The organism is Achromobacter sp. 01N37, from assembly GCF_056399725.1.
In genome coordinates this window covers 515611-533087 of record NZ_JBFTRX010000004.1, presented here as the reverse complement: position 1 = coordinate 533087, position 17477 = coordinate 515611, and the positions used below count along the sequence as shown (strand labels likewise).

The window sequence follows — 17477 nt, the reverse complement described above, 5'->3', positions numbered from 1 at the left end:
CCTACTTGTTGGCGCTGTCTTTCCAACGCGCCATCAGCGTGTTGGACGGCAAGGTCTCGTCCAGCAGCTTCGCCGCCGTTTCGCGGCCCGCCACCGGCAGCCCCTTGGGGTCCAGCAAACCCACCTGCACCAGCACGCTGGCCTGGTCCCAATAGATGTGCTCGTGATAGAGCTTGTCGCCGCGGAACTTCACGATGGCGATCAGCGGAATCTCAACCGGGCGGCCGGTCGGCGCGACGCCGGGCAACAGCCAATCGATCTCGGTCGTGTGCGTGAAGCAGAACAGCAGTTCATCAACGATCTGGGTTGCGCCCACCGTGCGCGACAGCGGAATCAGCCGCGTATCCGGCGGGTTGCTGTTAACGAAATGATGCTGATAGAAGCGCGACAACTCCTTGTGGCCCACACCGCCCGTCATGGTCGGGATATGGTTCACGTAAGGCTCGGCCACCATCGTGGCCATGGTGGCGGCGACGTCGCGCGTGCCGAATTCGTACTCGCAGTGCTTGTCCCACAAGGCCGAATAATCGAACTCCGGGCCGATCGCGCGTTGCAAGGCCGCCATGCTGCGCTGGTGCGCCATCAGGGCGGACGGCTTGTCGTAGTGATCGCCGCCCGTGCGCGCAAACGCGTGGTCCATGCCCGGGTACACGTACAGTTCCACGCCGGGCTTGCCACCCAGCGCGTCCAGGATGCGCTGGCGCGCGGCGGGCGGACAGAAGCCATCCTGCTCGGCAATGTGCAGCACCAGCCGGCCGCGCAGGGTCGCCGCTTCGTCCAGGCTGTCTTCAATGCCCACGCCGTAATAGCCCACGGCCACGTCCACATCGGTGCGGCACGCGGCCAGATACGCCAGCTTGCCGCCCAGGCAATAGCCCAGCACGCCCACACCGCCCTGCTGTTCAGGCAGCTCGCGCAACTGCGCGATGGTGGACGCGATGTCTTTCAAGCCCTGCTCCACGTCAAAGCCCTTGTACAGCTCGAACGCGCGCGGCATGTCGGCCGGGCCGTCGGTCAGCTGGATGCCGGGCTGCTGGCGCCAGAACAAATCCGGCACCAGCACCACATAGCCCTCTTCGGCCAGCAACTGCGCCGCGCGGCGCATGAAGTCGTTCACGCCAAAAATTTCCTGGCACAGCACCAGGCCCGGGCCATGGCCCGAGGCCGGCACGGCCAGGTAAGCGCCAAAGGACTTGCCATCGTGCGAGGGTATCGTCACCTCACGCGTCGTGATGTTCTGGGTCATGCGATTCTCCTTGTGATGCGCAATGCGCCGTGCGCGATGCGTATTGCCTTACTTCATCTGGCAGGCGGCAGCGAACGGGTCCTGGTACTGCGTCAGCACCGTGCCCGACAGTTTGTTGCCCAGCTTGCCATCCGCGCCCGCCTCGACGACGCGCAGGTAATAGTTCTGGATCGGATATTGGTTGCGGTTGAACTTGAAGTCACCCCGCACCGATTTGAAATCCGCGCGCCGCAGCGCCGGACGCAGCGCGTCGGCCTCAAGCTTGCCGCCCGTCTGGCGCACGGCGCTGTCCAGCAGCATGGCCGCGTCATAGCCTTGCGAGGCATACAGCGTCGGGCTGCGGTTGTACGTCTTCTTGAAGTCGTCCACAAACTTGCGGTTGGCCGGGTTATCCAGGTCAGCCGCCCATTGCGACGTGTTGTGCAGCCCAGCAATGGGCGCGCCCACCGCGGCGATCGTGTCCTCGTCGCCCGAGAAGCCCGGCGCCAGCAACGCGATGTCTTTCGACAAGCCAGCGCCGTTGAACTGCTTGATGAAATTCACGCCCATGCCGCCAGGCAGAAAGAAGAACACGGCGTCCGGCTTGCTCGCGCGCAGGCGCGTGATCTCAACGCCATAGTCCAATTGGCCAAGTTGGGTGTAGATCTCTTCCGACAAGCCGCCCTTGTACAGACGCTTGAAACCGTTGAGCGATTCGCGGCCGCCCGGATAATCGGGCGCAATCAGCGCCACGCGCTTGAAGCCCTGGTCCGCGGCGTACTTGCCCATGGCTGCGGGAATGTCCTCGTTCTGCCAGGCCACCGCAAAGAAATTGGGGTTACAGCCCGCGCCAGCGTAGTTTTCCGGCCCGGTATTGGTGCTGAGATAAATCGTGCCCGACTGCAAAATGGCCGGCATCACCGGCAGCAACACATTCGAAAACACGATGCCCGTCATGACATCCACGCGGTCACGCTTGAGCAGCCGCTCCACCGCCTGACGGCCCGTGTCCGCCTTCTGCTGATCGTCCGCCACCACCACTTCAGCGGGCAACCCGCCCAGCTTGCCGCCGGTATGTTGCAGCGCCAGATTGAACCCGTCTCGAATTTCATTGCCCAGCGCCGAACCCGGACCAGACAACGTGGTCAGCAAGCCAACCTTGACCTTGTCGGCGGCCGAAGCGCCAGCCACCGCAGACATGCAAACCAACGCCGCCAGCGCGTGCCGGCTCCAGAGATTTCGATTCATGTGCCACCCCGATTCGTCGCCAGCCGCGCTGGCGGAAAGCTGACAGATCCCGTCTGCCGTCGGTTCACGCATGCTGCCGATCAAAGTCGCCAAGCTTACGCGCCGCGACGACGCCCTCCAAGACGTGCCGGGAGGACCTTGCGGTTAGCGTATGCCGCCCGCCAGCCCGGCTCTATCCGATTCCGGCCAGTCTTATCCGGGATTCACTTAATTCCAAACGCTTGACGTTTAAATTACTCTGGCCGCTGACACGGGAGCGTTCCCGTCCCGGAGGCATCCATGCAAGGCTGGTCCCGACTCGCGCTTGCGCCGCTCTTCAAACGGCGTGTATTCAGCTCCACCCAACAAGACGAGACCCGCGAGCGCGTGTCCGAAGCCTTGAAAGACCACCGGCTGACATGGAAAGGCGGCCGCGTGGACGCCGAGCTGAACCGCGGCCGCTTCGGCGCATTGACGGTCTGTACGTTGCGCTACGGCGCCGAAGTCCACATCGAACCCGACCGCCTGCAAGACTTCATGCTGGTGCAAGTCCCGCTACGGGGCCGCGCCTGTATCGAATGCGGCGACGAGCGCGTCAACGCCAACCCCGACTGCGCCGCCGTCATCGCCCCCAACCGCCCGCTGCGGCTGCACTGGGAAGCCGGCTGCGAACAACTGCTGCTGAAGATTCCGCGCGGCAAACTCGAAGCCATCGGCCGCCGCGCCTTCGGCGACGCCGCCACCCGCCCGCTGGACTTCAGCCCCGCCCTGCGCCTGGACAACCCCATCGGCGCCGCCTGGCGCAGCATGGTCACCAGCCTGATCCACCTGTTGCCCACACTGGACGACGGCGCCCCGCGCCCGCCCGCCGCGTGGCTGGAGCACATGGAAGACACGCTGGTCCTGCACCTGCTCTACAACCAGCCCAACACCTGGCAGCAGCAAGCCGGCCAATCCCCAGACGTCCCCCGCCGCCTGACGCTGGCCGAAACCTACATGCGCGACCACCTGTCCGCCCCACTCACCCTGACCGACATCGCCCGCCACGCCGGCGCCAGCGCCACCGCCTTGACCCGTTTGTTTCAAGAGCACCGTGACACCACGCCGATGCACGCGTTGCGCGCCTTACGGCTGGACACCGCAAGGCGCAAGCTGAAGACCGACGCGCAAGCGAGCGTGACAGAAGTCGCGCTAGGCGTAGGCTTCGGACATCTGGGGAGATTTTCGGAGTATTACCGGGAACGGTTCGGCGAATTGCCGAGAGAGACGAGGCGCGCGGCGTAGGGTCCACTCGACGCGCAACGCGCACATCGCCACGACGCACCACATCGCGTAAGCCCCACAAGGCCGCCCGCGCGGCCGGCATGGGGCGGGCCCCGCAAGATCATCCACCAGCCACCATTGACGAACGAAGCCCTAAGAAAGCCGCCCGCCCCCGCTGACGTCAAGTTTGCACTGGCGGAGCCTGGGGGTTCGGCGGCCTGGGGTGCGCGGGGCGTCGATAAGCCCGAGGGAATCGGAAGGCAGTCGCCAAAGGCGACAACGACGATGACAAGGGGGAAGTCCGGAGCGAAGGCTCCGGACCGCAATCGTTGCCCCGCGCACCCCAGGCCGCCGAACCCCCGGGCGTCAAAAGAACCTAACCCGCAGCAGCCGGCACCACAGCAGTGACCTCAATCTCCACCTTAGCCCGATCCTCAACCAGATCCGCCACCTCCACCGCCGTCATCGCCGGAAAATGCCGTCCAATGAACTCCCGGTAGTGCTTCCCGATCGCCGGATACGCCGCCACGTACTCATCCTTGTCCACGACATACCAAGTCATCCGGACAATATGCTCAGGCTTCGCCCCGCCCTCGGCCAAGATGGCGACAATGTTCGACAGCGTTTGGCGGACCTGGTCCGCCAGATCATCCGATTCGAACTGCTGCTGCCCATTCCACCCCACCTGCCCGCCCACGAACACGAGCTTGCTGCCCACCGTCATTTCGGTGAGCACACCATTCGAATAGCCCCGTGGCGCCATCCAATCCGGCGGTTGCAGAATCTTCATAACGTCTCATCCTATTTTTAAGAAAACAAACTACAGGGTGGCCCCCGCCGCTTACGCCGCGGGCGCCAGATAATCCTGCATGCGTTCCCGCAGGTCCGCAGGCATGGGCATGGACTTCATCGTCCGCAAATCCACCGTCACAATCGTCAGCGTTGCCGACAAGCGCAACTGGCCGTCCGGCCCTTCGAAACGCACCAGCGCCTTGAACGACGCGCCGCCAATCCGCTGCACGGAAAGCGTCTGACGCAAGCGTTCGTGCCAGCGGCTGGGCGCGCTGAAATCGCACGTCACCGACGCCATCGGCGTACCGATGTGCCGGTCCACATGCAGCGCATGAAACGGCAACCCCATGCCCTTGTCGAACCATTCTTCGACAAAGTCATTGATCATCTCGAAATAGCGCGGGTAGAAAACAATGCCCGCCGGATCGCAATGACGGAAGCGGACTTCGACCTGGCTGGTGAAAGGTGCGGCCATGATGATTTCCTGATTGCCTGTTCAAGCCATATTGCGCAACGCAAACCGTTGCAGCTTGCCGGTCTCGGTACGCGGCAAGGCCGCCACGAATTCAATCGCGCGCGGGTATTTGTAAGGCGCAATGTTCGCCTTCACGAACGTCTGCATCGCAGTGACCAATTCATCGCTGGCGGTATAGCCCGGCTTCAGCACCACGAACGCCTTGACCACTTGGCCGCGCTCTTCGTCCTGCGCACCCACCACGCCACATTCGGCCACGGCTTCATGGCGCAGCAACGCGTCTTCCACTTCCGGGCCAGCAATGTTGTAGCCCGCCGACACGATCATGTCGTCGTTGCGCGCCTGATAGAACAGATAGCCATCATCGTCCTGCACGAACGTATCGCCCGGCAGATTCCAGCCGCTTTGCACGAAACGGCGCTGGCGTTCATCGGCCAGATACCGGCACCCCGTGGGGCCCTTGATCGCCAGACGGCCCACCGTGCCATTGGGCACCGGGTTCATATCGTCGTCCACCACCTGCGCCACATAGCCCGGCACCACGCGGCCAATGGCCCCGCGCTTCACGGCTTCGGGCGGGCTGGACACAAACACGTGAATCATCTCGGTGCCGCCAATGCCATCGATCATCTCGATACCGCTGGCCTGCTTCCACAGCTGGCGCGTCGCGTCCGGCAAAGCTTCGCCCGCCGACACGCTCTTCTTCAAAGACGACAAATCAAACTTGCCCACCAGCGCCGCCATCTGACGGTAGAACGTGGGCGCCGTGAACACGATGGTCGCGCGGAATTCCTGGATCAGTTCCAACAGGCTTTCCGGCGTCAGCTTTTCCGCCAGCACCGTGCTTGCGCCCACGCGCAGCGGGAAGCACAGCAAACCACCCAAGCCAAAGGTAAACGCCAACGGCGGCGTGCCGCAGAAGATGTCGTCCGGGCCGGGCTTGATCACGTGCTTGGGGAACAGATCGCACATCGCCAGCACATCGCGGTGAAAGTGCATGCAGCCCTTGGGCGAACCCGTCGTGCCGCTGGTGAAGGCGATCAGGCACACGTCGTCAGCCGCGGTGTCGCAGGCGGTGAAATCGTCAGGCTTGGCTGCGGCCAACGCGTCCAGCGCATCGGGCGCGGCGTCGTTGAAATACATGATCTGCGACAGGCCCGCGCAGTGATGTTCGTGCTCGGGCTGCGCGCAGAATTGGGCTTCGTCCTTCAGGCGCGCATCGCACAGCACCGCCTGAATCTGCGCCTTCTCGATGATCTGCTTGAGCTCTTTGGCGCGCAGCAGCGGCATCGTGGGCACCGTCACCAGGCCCGCCTTGATGGCGGCCAGCCACGATGCGGCCATCATCGGATTGTTCGGCCCGCGCAACAGCAGCCGGTTGCCGGGAACCAGCTTCATGTCCTCGGTCAGCACGCGCGCGATGCGGTTGGTCAGTGCGGCCAGCTCGCGATACGTCATCGTGGCCGGCTTGCCGTCCTGGCGCCAGCGCAGCGCCACGCGGTCGCCAAAGCCGCGGTCGGCCATGGCGTCCACCAGTTCAACAGCGCAATTGAAGCGCTTGGGATACGCCACGTCGGGCCCGTCGAGCAAGAATTCTGGCCATTGTTCGCCCGGGGGCAGATTGTCCCGGGCAAAAGTGTCGATGTGGGCGGAGCTTTCCATGTCATTCCCCTTGGAGTGTGCGGTGCGGTGTGGTTTGCTTTGCGGAAGGTCGAGGGCTCGCTGGCCCCTTACGCCTTCAACAGTTCACGGGCGATGATCAACTTCTGCACTTCGGTGGCGCCTTCGTAAATACGCAGCGCTCTGATTTCCCTGTAAAGCTTCTCCACCGGCATCCCCGACACCACGCCTGCGCCCCCGAACATCTGAAGCGCGCGGTCGATCACGGTCTGCGCCGATTCCGTGGCCATCATCTTGGCCATCGCTGCTTCACGCGTGGTGCGCAGCTTTTGCACGTCGCGCATCCACGCGGCGCGATACGTCAACAACGCCGAGGCATCGATGGCCGTTGCCATGTCGCCCAGCGCCGCTTGCGTCAGTTGCAGGTCGGCCAACGTCTGGCCGAACATGCGGCGCGACTTGGCGCGCGCGAGCCCTTCATCGAGCGCGCGGCGGGCAAAACCCAGCGCGGCCGCGGCCACCGACGCGCGGAAAATATCCAGCGTCATCATGGCCAGCTTGAAACCCTGCCCGGCGTCGCCCAAGCGGTGCGACAGCGGCACCCGGCAGTTGTCGAACGTGATCGTGGCCAGCGGATGCGGCGCGATCAGTTCAATGCGTTCGCTGACCTCGAACCCAGGCGTGTCGGCATCCACCACGAAGGCGCTGATGCCACGCGCGCCCGGCGCTTCGCCCGTGCGGGCGAACACCACATAGAAGTCCGCGATGCCGCCGTTGGAGATCCAGGTCTTGGCGCCGTTCAACACGTAGTGATCGCCGTCGAGCTTGGCCTCGCAAGCCAGCGCCGCCACGTCCGAGCCCGCGTCGGGTTCGGACAGCGCAAAGGCGGCAATGGCTTCGCCTTGCGCCACGCGCGGCAGATAACGCTGGCGCAATTCGTCCGAGCCCATCAGCGAGATAGCGCCGCTGCCCAAGCCCTGCATGGCGAATGCGAAATCCGCCAGCCCTTCGTGGCGGGCAAACGTTTCGCGCAAAATGCAGACCGCGCGGGAATCCACTTCAGGCAGCGCGCCGCCCCAGGCGCCGCCCGGGCCGCCCGCCACGGCGTAGCGCAGCCAGCCGGCCTGGCCCATGGCCTTCACCAGTTTCTTGCAGGCCGCATCCGCGTCGTGATGGTCAACATCGCCCAGCGACTTTTCGCACCAGGCGTCAACGTCATGCGCCAGCTTGCGGTGCGCGTCGTCAAAGAAAGGCCAGTCCAGCCAGCTTGCGTCACGCATCATCAGTTCCCCTCGAAGACCGGCTTTTGCTTGGCCACGAAGGCCTCGTAGGCGCGATGGAAATCGCGCGTCTGCATGCAGATGGCCTGGGCTTCGGCTTCGGCCTCGATGGCTTCGTCCACGCCCATGTTCCATTCCTGATGCAGCAGCTTCTTGGTGACGCCATGCGCAAACGTCGGGCCGGCGGCCAGTTGGGCGGCCAGCGTCTGGGCGGCATCCGCCAGCGCGCCGGATTCGTGCAGCGCGTTGAAGAAGCCCCAGCTGGCGCCCTCTTCCGCCGTCATGGCACGGCCCGTGTACAGCAGCTCAGACGCGCGGCCCTGCCCGATCATGCGCGGCAGCAAGGTGCATGCGCCCATGTCGGCGCCAGCCAAACCCACACGCGTGAACAGGAACGCGGTGCGCGCGGCGGGTGTGCCCAAGCGCATGTCGGCGGCCAGCGCCACCATCGCGCCGGCGCCGGCGCACACGCCATCCACCGCGGCCACGATGGGCTGCGGGCAGGCGCGCATGGCTTTGACCAGGTCGCCCGTCATGCGCGTGAAGTCCAGCAGTTCAGGCATCGTCATCTTGGTCAGCGGACCAATGATCTCGTGCACGTCGCCGCCCGAGCAGAAGTTGCCGCCCGCGCCCGTCACGACCACAACTTTGACGTCGGTGGCATACACCAGCGAACGGAACAGGTCGCGCAGTTCAGCGTAGGAATCGAACGTCAGCGGGTTCTTGCGTTCCGGACGATTCAGCGTAACCGTGCCGATCTTGCCGTCGGCCGACACCTGCCACAGGAACGTCTTGGCCTGATAGCCGGCCATCGGACGTTTGTGGTGCTTCATGGTGTGCTCTTCGGACTGGGTGCTCATGGTGTCTCCGTTCGTTATCCAGGGGTTGATGGGGCGCGCCAGCCTCAGCCGGTCATGACTTCGCCGCCGTCCACGGCGATCGCCTGGCCGTTGATGGAGGCGGATGCCGGCAACGCCAGCCAGGCCACCGTCTCGGCCACTTCCTCGGGCTGCACCAGGCGGCCCTGCGGGTTGCGCTCGGCGAGTTTTGCCCGAGCGGCTTCCGGCGTCATGCCGGTCTTGTCCACGATGTTCGTGACCGCGCCGCGCACGATGTCGGTCTCGGTGTAGCCGGGGCACACCGCGTTCACGGTGACGCCCTTCGTTGCGGTTTCCAGCGCCAGCGAACGGGTCAGCCCGATCACGCCGTGCTTGGCGGCGCAGTAAGCACTGACATAGCCGTAACCGATCAGCCCCGCCGTGCTCGCCACGTTGATGACGCGGCCCCATTTTTCTTGCAGCATGCCCGGCAGCGCGGCCTGGATGCAGTGGAACGTGCCGGTCAGGTTGACCGCAATCATCTGCTGCCACAGCGCCGAATCCGTGCGGTCAAAGCGCTGGCTGACGGCTTGGCCGGCGTTGTTCACCAGCACCAGCACCGGGCCGAATTCGCCTTCGGCCTGCGCGAAAGCCGCGCGCACCGACGCTTCGTCCGCGATGTCGGCACTGACGGTTTGCACCTGCCCCAAGCGGGCCAGACTGTCGGCGGCGGCGTCCAGCGCCGCGCCATCACGGCCCAGCAGCGTGACGCGTGCACCGCGTTCAAGCAGCGCGCGGGCGCTTGCCAGACCGATGCCGCGCGCGCCACCCGTCACCAACGCGTGGCGGCCGGCGAGCGGTTGCGCAAGTGTTGTCATTTGATATCCAGTTGCGCCATGGCGGCGGCGCGTTCGAAGTTGGTTTCCAGTTGGCGCTTGCCCGCAAAATACTGGTTGGGCCACGCCACATCACGGTAGCCGACTCGCGCCGCCTCGCGTAGCGTCCAAGAGGCGTCAGCCAAATGGGGACGCGCCAGCGCGCACAGGTCGGCACGGCCCGAGGCGATGATGCCGTTGGCATGGTCGGCTTCGAAGATGGCGCCCACGGCGATGGTGGGAATGCCCGCTTCGTTGCGCACGCGGTCGGCGAACGGGGTCTGGAACATGCGGCCGTAGACCGGCTTTTCTTCCTTGCTGACCTGGCCCGACGAGCAGTCGATCATGTCGGCGCCCGCTGCCTTGAAGTAGCGCGCGATCTCGACGGCGTCATCGGCGGTGATGCCGCCTTCCACCCAGTCGCTGGCCGAAATGCGCACCGACATGGGTTTGTCTTCGGGCCACACTTCGCGCACGGCGCGGAACACTTCCAGCGGGAAGCGCAAACGGTTTTCCAGGCTGCCGCCGTACTCGTCGCCGCGGTGATTGGTCAGCGGCGAGATGAAGCTGGACAACAGGTAGCCGTGCGCGCAGTGCAGTTCCAGCCAGTCGAAACCGGCTTCCTGCGCCCGGCGGGCGGCCGAGATGAAGTTGTCGCGCACGTCGTCCATGTCGGCGCGCGACATGGCGCGCGGCGTCTGCGACACGCCTTCGATGTAGGGCAAGGCCGAGGCCGACAGCAGCGGCCAGTTGCCTTCGGCCAGCGGGTGGTCGATCTTCTGCCAGCCCAGCTGCGTGGAGCCCTTGCGCCCGGCATGGCCCAATTGCACGCCGATGCGGGCGTCGCTGTTGCCATGCACGAAATTCACGATGCGGGCAAAGGCCTGCGTTTGGTCGTCGTTCCACAAGCCGGGGCAGCCCGGGGTGATGCGGCCATCCGGCGACACGCAGGTCATTTCCACCATGACGAGCCCCGCGCCGCCCATGGCGCGCGCGCCCAGGTGCACCAGATGGAAGTCACCCGGCACGCCATCGGTGCAGGAATACATGGCCATCGGCGACACCAGGATGCGGTTCTTCAGCCGCACGCCGCGCGCTTGGTAAGGCGTCAGCATGGGGATGGCCGGGCGCTGTCCGGCTTCGGTGGGCGCGCCAGCGCGTTCCGCGATCCAGCGCTCGAAACCTTCAAGCCAGGCCGGGTCGCGCAAGCGCAGATTTTCGTGCGAAATACGCTGCGAACGGGTCAGCAGCGAATAGGCAAATTGTTCGGGTTCCAGTTCGGCATAGCGTTCGACGTTCTCGAACCACTCGGTGGAGTTGCGCGCGGCGTTCTGGATCTTCAGCACTTCAACGCTGCGCACTTCTTCGTAGTGCTTCAGGCCGGCTTCCACACTGCCTTCGGCGCCGCTCAGGCAGCGCGCGAGTTCGATGGAATCTTCCAGCGCCAATTTGGTGCCGGAGCCAATCGAGAAGTGGGCGGTGTGGGCGGCGTCGCCCATCAGCACAACCGGCACGCGGCGCTGGCCACGCGCGGTATCCAGCGTGTTCCAGTGCACCCAGGTATTGCAGATGACGCGCGGGAAACGAATCCAGATGGCAGAGCCGCGCAGGTGCGAGGCGTTGCTGATCAGCGCATTGCCGTCCAGCCAGGGCGCAAACAGCTTTTCGCAATAGGCGATGCCCTCTTCCTGGCTCATCTGCTCGATGCCGGCGGCTTGCCACGTTTCTTCGGGGGTTTCCACGATGAAGGTGGACATGCCATCTTCGTAGCGATACGCGTGCGCCTGGAACCAGCCATGTTCGGTCTGGACGAAGGCGAAGGTGAAGGCGTCAAACACTTTCTTGGTGCCGAGCCAGACGAAGCGGCAACGGCGCTGGTCGATGTCGGGATGAAAGGTGTCGGCGTAGCGGGTGCGGATCTGGCTGTTGATGCCGTCGGAGGCAATGACGAGGTCAGCGTCGTATTCGCGGGCGATGGCTTGATCGTCCTGGACGAAGTTCTCGAACACCAGCTTGACGCCAACTTCTTCGCAACGCGCTTGCAGGATGTTCAGCAGCTTCTTGCGGCCAATGCCGATGAAGCCGTGGCCGCTGCTGCGAATGCTGCGGCCTTTGAAGTTGATGTCGATGTCATCCCAATGGTTGAACGCATCGCCAATGGTTTGAGCGGAAACGGGATCGGCTTCACGCAGGTTCTGCATGGTGGCGTCGGAGAACACCACCCCCCATCCAAAGGTGTCATACGGACGGTTGCGTTCGATGACGGTAATGTCGTTGGCAGGGTTCTGCAGTTTCATGAGCAGACCGAAATACAGGCCGGCGGGACCGCCGCCGATGCAGACTATTTTCATTGCCGTATACGCTCCGAGGTACGCGACAGTCGCTCGTTTATCTAGAGCGGGGGGCCGCGGATATTTAGGTCTGGATAGTTTAGGCTTGAAATATATACCTGAAGTTGAGGGTTCGCAAATGGGGGAAAGCTATTAGGTGCGGGGGGAAAGGGGGACGGCTTCTGGGGGGGGGGGTGTGGGGTGGGCGGGCGTAGGGGGCTGGTGGGTGGGGGGGTGTGTAGGGTGGGCGCTCGTAGGGGCTTCGTGGGATGAGGTTGTGTTGGGCGGGCGGGCGTGGGAGCTTCGTAGGTCGCCCATCGTCGGGGTGGGCGTGACGGCGCGCGCCCACGATTGCGGTCCGGAGCCTTCGCTCCGGACTGCCCCGTCGTCATCTTCGTCCAGGCCTTCGGCCTTCCCTTCAGATTCCCTCGGGCGCATCAAGGTTGCGCGCCGTCACGCCCACCCCGACGACGGGCTGCCGATGTCTTGGGTCGGGGCGCTGCTAGGGTGTGCATTAGTGACGAGTGCTGCGATGCCCGCCGAGTGGCGGCCGCGCGGGCGGCCTTACTCGGCATACGCGGTGGTGCGCGTTTGGATGGGGTTCGCTTTCGCGAATGTGGGGGAGTTGTTTGCTAGTGGTGCCCCCGCACTTTTTTTGGGGGGGGTAGAGGGGTGGCGCGCGTCCGGCACGGCCTTGCGCGTGCCGACCCGTCGCGCGCCACCGCACCGGAGTTCAACGGGTGGACGTGCCTCGAGGGATGGGTGAAGTGCGGCAAACCGTCAAGAAGAACCCGAACAAAGCCGCCACACGCGAAGCGAAAAGCATCACCGCGCACCACGACGCGTAAGCTCCACAAGGCCGCCCGCGCGGCCGGCATGGAGCGGGCCCCGCAAGATCTTCCATCACTCAAATCCCCGTGGCGAGAACCTCAAAGACCCGGACCGTCCCCGCTGACGTGAGATTGCAACTTCCAGAGCCCGTGGGTTCGGGGGCCTGGGGTGCGCGGGGCGTCGATAAGCCCGAGGGAATCCGTAGGGAGCCGAAGGCGTACGAGGATGACGCAGGGGGGGGCCGCCTAGGCAAGTCCGGAGCGAAGGCTCCGGACCGCAATCGTTGACCCGCGCACCCCAGGCCCCCGAACCCACGGGCGTCTTAAGAACCCATGTTTAATGCAGTCTGACACCCGACTGCTACGGCCTGCCCCGCAGCCACTCCTCAAGATCATTGGCTGGCAACGGCGGCGAAAACAAGAAGCCTTGACCCGCCGCACACCCCTGCTCGATCAAGAATCGCCGCTGTTCCTCGTTCTCCACACCCTCGGCAACCACCGGCAGACTCAAACTTTCCCCGATACGAATCACCGCACTCGTCAGCGCGCGCGCGGCATCATCGCTTTCCAACCCTTGGACAAAGCTTCGATCCAGCTTCAGTTCATCCACGATCAGCCGCCGCAAGTGGCCCAGGCTGGAATACCCCGTCCCGAAGTCATCCATCGACAAGCGCACGCCTAAGCGATGCAGCTCCGCGATCGTCCGTAGCGTGCCCGCCGTCGCATCCAGCACCACGCCTTCGGTGATCTCCAGCATCAAATCCGCCGGGGCCAGGCCGAACTCGGCCAGCGTTGCCGCGATCATTCTCGGCAAATTTAAATTGTGGAAGTTGGTCGCCGACAGGTTCACCGACACCGACGGCACGCGCAGGCCGTTGTTGCGCCAGATCGACAGTTGCGAACACGCCTCGCGCAGCGCCCAGTCGCCCAGGTCGCCGATCAGCCCGCACTCTTCGGCCAGCGGCACGAAGCGCACGGGCGAAATGTCGCCCAGCGTGGGATGGCGCCAGCGGGCCAGCGCTTCCACCCCGTACAGGCTGCCGTTCTTCAAGCCCACTTGCGGCTGATAGTGCAAGCGCAGCGCCTTGGCTTCCAGCGCGTCGCGCAGCGCGGCTTCCAGGGCCAGACGCTCTTGCGCCTGGCGGTTCATCTCGGCGCTGAAGAAAGAAATTCGGTTGCGGCCCGCCGTCTTCGCCTGGTACATCGCCATGTCGGCGTGGCGCAGCAGCGTATCCATGTCGCGCCCATTCTCCGGGAACACGCTGATGCCGATGCTGACCGATGGGTTCAGCGTGATGCCGCCTACCGAAAACGGCTGCGCCAACGCCACCAGGATGTGCTCAGCGGCGGCGGTCAGGCGGCCGTGTTCGAAATCCGGCATCAGCATCACGAATTCATCGCCCGACAGCCGGCCCACGATGTCAGCCGGCCGCGCCAGGCGGCGCAGGCGTTGGGCCACATCGCGCAAGAGCGCGTCGCCGATGGGATGGCCCAGCGTGTCGTTGACCTGCTTGAAGCGGTCCAGGTCCAGGAACAGCACCGCCACGCGCTTGCGCTCGGGTTCGGCGCGCGCGATGGCCTGCTCGGCTTGCGCCAGCAGCAGGTTGCGGTTCGGCAGGCCCGTCAGTTCGTCGTAGAACGCCAGTTGGCGGATGCGGGCGCGGGCTTCCTCGCGCTCCAGCGCCAGGGCGCACAGATAGACGCAGACATCCACCAGGCGATGATGGAAATCGTCGGGCAGACGGCGTTCGCGGAAATAGAAACAGAAGGTGCCGATCACCCGGCCGTCGCTCGACTTGATGGGCGACGACCAGCAGGCCTTCACGTCTTCCGGCAACGGCAGGTGGCGGTATTCGTCCCACAGCGGGTCCGTGGCGATGTCCGGCACGATGACCGGGCGGCCCAGGAATGCGGACGTGCCGCAGGCGCCCGCTTGCGGGCCGATCTTCACGCCGTCCAGCGCATCGGTATAGGGGGCCGGCATGCTCGGGGCCGCCAACGGCCGCAGGTGGCCGGTGTCGTCCACGCGCAACACGGTGGCCGCCACTTCGGGCGCCAGGCGCTCAACCTCGCGGCACACCATGTTCATGACCTCGACCACCGAGGCCTCGTTCACCATGGCTTGCAGCACGCGGCGTTGCAGCACCTCGTGCACCTTGGTCGGCGTGATGTCGGTCAGCACGTCCACGACATTGACGAGCGTACCGCGGTCATCGAACACGGAGTTCGCCATGACCGACACCCACAGCGGCTTGCCGCCGCGGTCGTAGACCAGGACGTCCTTGTGGAACCCTTCGCGGCAGGCGATGCGGCGGTCCAGCTCTTCGCGGGTGCCGCCGTCGGGGCGGCCACCAGCCAGCAGTTCGCCCAATTCCTGGTGCAAGGCGTCGCCGCGGGCGAAGCCCAGCATGCGCTGAAAGCCGTCGTTCACATAGACGATGCGGCCATCGCAACCGGAGACCGCCACCGCGTTGCCCGTTTCGTTGATGCCCAAGAGCAGCAGGCGGACTTCTTCCTGGCGCTCGGCGTCCGCGATGGATTTGCGCGAAATGACCGAGATGCGCGCGACGTCGCCCTCATCGTTGCGCAGCGGCATATACGTGGCTTCGATCCACAGCGTGCCGCCATTTTTCATGCGGTAGCGGCAGGTGCCTGAAAAGTGTTCGCCCTGGAGCAATCGGGTCCAGATCTGCTCCCCGCTGGCGATGCCCTTGCCTTCGTCCATGCTGTCGCACAGCATGTCGTGGCGCAGCGCCAGGGCCTCTTCGCGGGTATAACCCACGGCGGCCAGGAAATTGGCGTTGGCGTTCAGCAGCGAACCGTCGGCATCGAAATCGAACAGCAACAGCGCCCGATCCATCGACGTCAGATAATTGCCCGCATGCCACGCGGCGCCCTGGGGGCCCGCGCTCGAAACGCTTACATGAGTATCAAGCATAAGGGGCTCCATACCGGAATACAGCTGATCCGGTTTCATTCAGCGCTTTGGAAAGCCTAGCGTCACGCGGTCGCGTCCGTCCTGCTTGGCCAGGTACAGCGCCTGGTCAGCACGGCTGAGCGTTTCCGAGAAGGTCTCGCCCAACTGGTGATGCGCCATGCCGATACTGACCGTCAACCTCAATACTTCGTCGCCCGCCTCAACCGCCAGCCCGCGCACCGCGCCGACCAGCCGGTCCATGACGCCTTGCGCGGCTTCGGGCCGCGTGTTGGGAAGCAGCACCAGAAATTCCTCCCCGCCCCAACGGCCGCACAAATCATATTCACGCAGGCTCTTGACCAGCACGCCGGCCAGCTCAACCAGCGCGCGGTCGCCCGCTTCATGGCCGAAGCGGTCATTGACCGCTTTGAAGTGGTCCACATCCAGCATCGCCACGACAAAGCTTTCGCCGCTGCGTGCCACCCGCCCGACTTCCTGCTTGATCATTTCCATCAAGGCGCGCCGGTTCAGCAAACTGGTCAGCGGATCGCGGTTGGACGTTTCTTCCAGCGCCACATTCAGGTCGCGCATCATGCTCTGGTAGTGATCGGAAATGCGTGCAATGCGCGTCAAGCGCCGCAACTGGCGGTCAAACTTGTCGTACAGGCCCAGCTCGCGCTCATGCGCCATGGTCTGATAGGCGTCCGACAGCTGGGTCACGCGTTCGATACGCGCCATCTGCTCGGCGGTGTGCTGCCACAGCGACTCCAGGGCTTCCCGCAAGGGATGGCCGGCATAGGCCGGGTCCGCCAGCAGCGCGACGATGCGGCGATCCAGTTCGGCGGCGCCCGGTTTCATTCTCGGCCAACCACCGAGAACGGAAACGTGCAGTCTTCCTTGAATTCTTCGGCCAGTTCGCCGACGCGTTCATTGCGGCTGTCATAGAACCAGGTCACGCTGACCTGGCGGCCCTTGCCGTGGGCGGCTTCGAGCAGATCGAAAATGTCCATGACGGACTTGATGCTGCTGGTGTTCAGGTACAGCAGCTCCAATTCCAGGCTCAACGGGGCGGCCGAACCCAGCAGGTAGGCCTCGACCCATTCGATCACCGGGCCAAACAATTCAAAGGAATTCTCGGGGTAGGAGTCGCCGCGCATCACCAGCACGCCGGCGTCGGCGTCGGCGGTGATGGCAGGCGTGGACTGCGTCCCGGGAATGTTCAACTCTTTCATCAGATACTCCGAAAATGATTCTGGAATGCGCGCGGGCGCCCTCAGATCACGACGCTCAGGCTGAAGAACGCCCGGCCCTCGCCCGCGGCGGGCGTCAGGCTGGCTTCCAGCGGAGCGCCGGCGCGGCGCGCGATGTCGATCAGCCCAAGGCCCGCGCCCGAAGCCACGCCCTGGGTGCGCGGCTTGTGCAGCTGCATCTTGTATTCGGCCTTCAGCGCCGCCTTGTCCAGCGCGGCCAGCTCGCGAATCCGGGCGACCAGCGCATGGCCGTCCTCGGTCTTCACCAGGTTGCCCGCCGACACCACGTAGCGGCTTTCATCGCGGCGGCCGATCACCACCGTGGCCGAGGCTTCAGCGTCGCCATTGGCGGCGGCGTATTGGCGGATGTTCTGGATCATTTCGATATAGACCGAAAAAACGTCCATGGCCTCCGCCGGCCGTGCGTGTTCCGCGTTCAGGTAATTTTTGAGCGCATTGCCGATTTCCTCGATCAGGCTGCGGGAGATCGGCCCGTTGAAGCACAGCAAGGTGCGGTTCTGGTTGAACCGTTCACCCAGCGCGTAGAGATCGGAGGCATTCATAGGGGTTATCAC

Annotated in this window: 14 protein-coding genes; 1 reads left to right on the top strand and 13 read right to left on the bottom strand. The window is 64.6% G+C overall.

Going from position 1 to position 17477, the window contains the following annotated elements; genetic code table 11:
- Position 1: 1 nt before the first annotated feature.
- Both AC1DSJ_RS11335 and AC1DSJ_RS11330 read right to left on the bottom strand, forming a co-directional pair.
- Complete coding sequence (locus tag AC1DSJ_RS11335) at positions 2-1246, bottom strand: dienelactone hydrolase family protein (protein WP_175172055.1); 1245 nt, start codon at positions 1244-1246, stop codon at positions 2-4.
- A 48-nt stretch (positions 1247-1294) separates the two neighbouring features.
- Positions 1295-2473, bottom strand: coding sequence for an ABC transporter substrate-binding protein (locus AC1DSJ_RS11330; protein ID WP_342068006.1), 1179 nt, complete (start codon positions 2471-2473; stop codon positions 1295-1297).
- A gap of 279 nt (positions 2474-2752) precedes the next feature.
- Here AC1DSJ_RS11330 and AC1DSJ_RS11325 point away from each other — a divergent pair, with 279 nt between their 5' ends.
- Complete coding sequence (locus tag AC1DSJ_RS11325; protein ID WP_441371452.1) at positions 2753-3736, top strand: AraC family transcriptional regulator; 984 nt, start codon at positions 2753-2755, stop codon at positions 3734-3736.
- Positions 3737-4091: 355 nt separating this feature from the next.
- On the opposite strand, the gene AC1DSJ_RS11320 is transcribed toward AC1DSJ_RS11325, so the two are convergent.
- The 11 genes from AC1DSJ_RS11320 to siaB form a co-directional block, all read right to left on the bottom strand.
- Complete coding sequence (locus tag AC1DSJ_RS11320) at positions 4092-4505, bottom strand: RidA family protein (RefSeq protein ID WP_342068095.1); 414 nt, start codon at positions 4503-4505, stop codon at positions 4092-4094.
- A 51-nt stretch (positions 4506-4556) separates the two neighbouring features.
- Positions 4557-4982 carry an acyl-CoA thioesterase gene (locus AC1DSJ_RS11315; RefSeq protein WP_054423257.1) on the bottom strand — a complete coding sequence of 142 codons (426 nt, stop codon included), beginning with the start codon at positions 4980-4982 and terminating at the stop codon, positions 4557-4559.
- A gap of 21 nt (positions 4983-5003) precedes the next feature.
- Positions 5004-6644, bottom strand: a complete 1641-nt coding sequence (locus tag AC1DSJ_RS11310; RefSeq protein WP_441371451.1) for an AMP-binding protein — start codon at positions 6642-6644, stop codon at positions 5004-5006.
- Positions 6645-6712: 68 nt separating this feature from the next.
- A complete protein-coding gene (locus AC1DSJ_RS11305) occupies positions 6713-7882 on the bottom strand; it encodes an acyl-CoA dehydrogenase family protein (protein ID WP_054423370.1) in 1170 nt (389 codons plus the stop codon).
- Between the two features lie 2 nt (positions 7883-7884).
- Positions 7885-8742, bottom strand: a complete 858-nt coding sequence (locus AC1DSJ_RS11300; RefSeq protein WP_054423255.1) for an enoyl-CoA hydratase family protein — start codon at positions 8740-8742, stop codon at positions 7885-7887.
- A gap of 44 nt (positions 8743-8786) precedes the next feature.
- Positions 8787-9578: an SDR family NAD(P)-dependent oxidoreductase gene (locus AC1DSJ_RS11295; protein ID WP_054423254.1), complete on the bottom strand. Its 792-nt coding sequence runs from the start codon at positions 9576-9578 to the stop codon at positions 8787-8789.
- Positions 9575-11926 carry a bifunctional salicylyl-CoA 5-hydroxylase/oxidoreductase gene (locus AC1DSJ_RS11290; RefSeq protein WP_441371450.1) on the bottom strand — a complete coding sequence of 784 codons (2352 nt, stop codon included), beginning with the start codon at positions 11924-11926 and terminating at the stop codon, positions 9575-9577. Before AC1DSJ_RS11290 ends, AC1DSJ_RS11295 begins: the two co-directional genes overlap by 4 nt.
- A 1170-nt stretch (positions 11927-13096) precedes the next feature.
- On the bottom strand, positions 13097-15673 hold the full coding sequence (locus tag AC1DSJ_RS11285) for a sensor domain-containing protein (RefSeq protein ID WP_441371449.1): 2577 nt from the start codon (positions 15671-15673) through the stop codon (positions 13097-13099).
- 39 nt (positions 15674-15712) lie between these two features.
- Positions 15713-16510 carry a biofilm regulation diguanylate cyclase SiaD gene (gene siaD / locus AC1DSJ_RS11280; protein ID WP_054421329.1) on the bottom strand — a complete coding sequence of 266 codons (798 nt, stop codon included), beginning with the start codon at positions 16508-16510 and terminating at the stop codon, positions 15713-15715.
- Complete coding sequence (siaC, locus tag AC1DSJ_RS11275; RefSeq protein WP_175172029.1) at positions 16507-16884, bottom strand: biofilm regulation phosphoprotein SiaC; 378 nt, start codon at positions 16882-16884, stop codon at positions 16507-16509. The genes siaD and siaC overlap by 4 nt, the downstream gene beginning before the upstream one ends.
- A 41-nt stretch (positions 16885-16925) precedes the next feature.
- On the bottom strand, positions 16926-17465 hold the full coding sequence (gene siaB / locus AC1DSJ_RS11270) for a biofilm regulation protein kinase SiaB (protein WP_054421327.1): 540 nt from the start codon (positions 17463-17465) through the stop codon (positions 16926-16928).
- Positions 17466-17477: the final 12 nt, after the last annotated feature.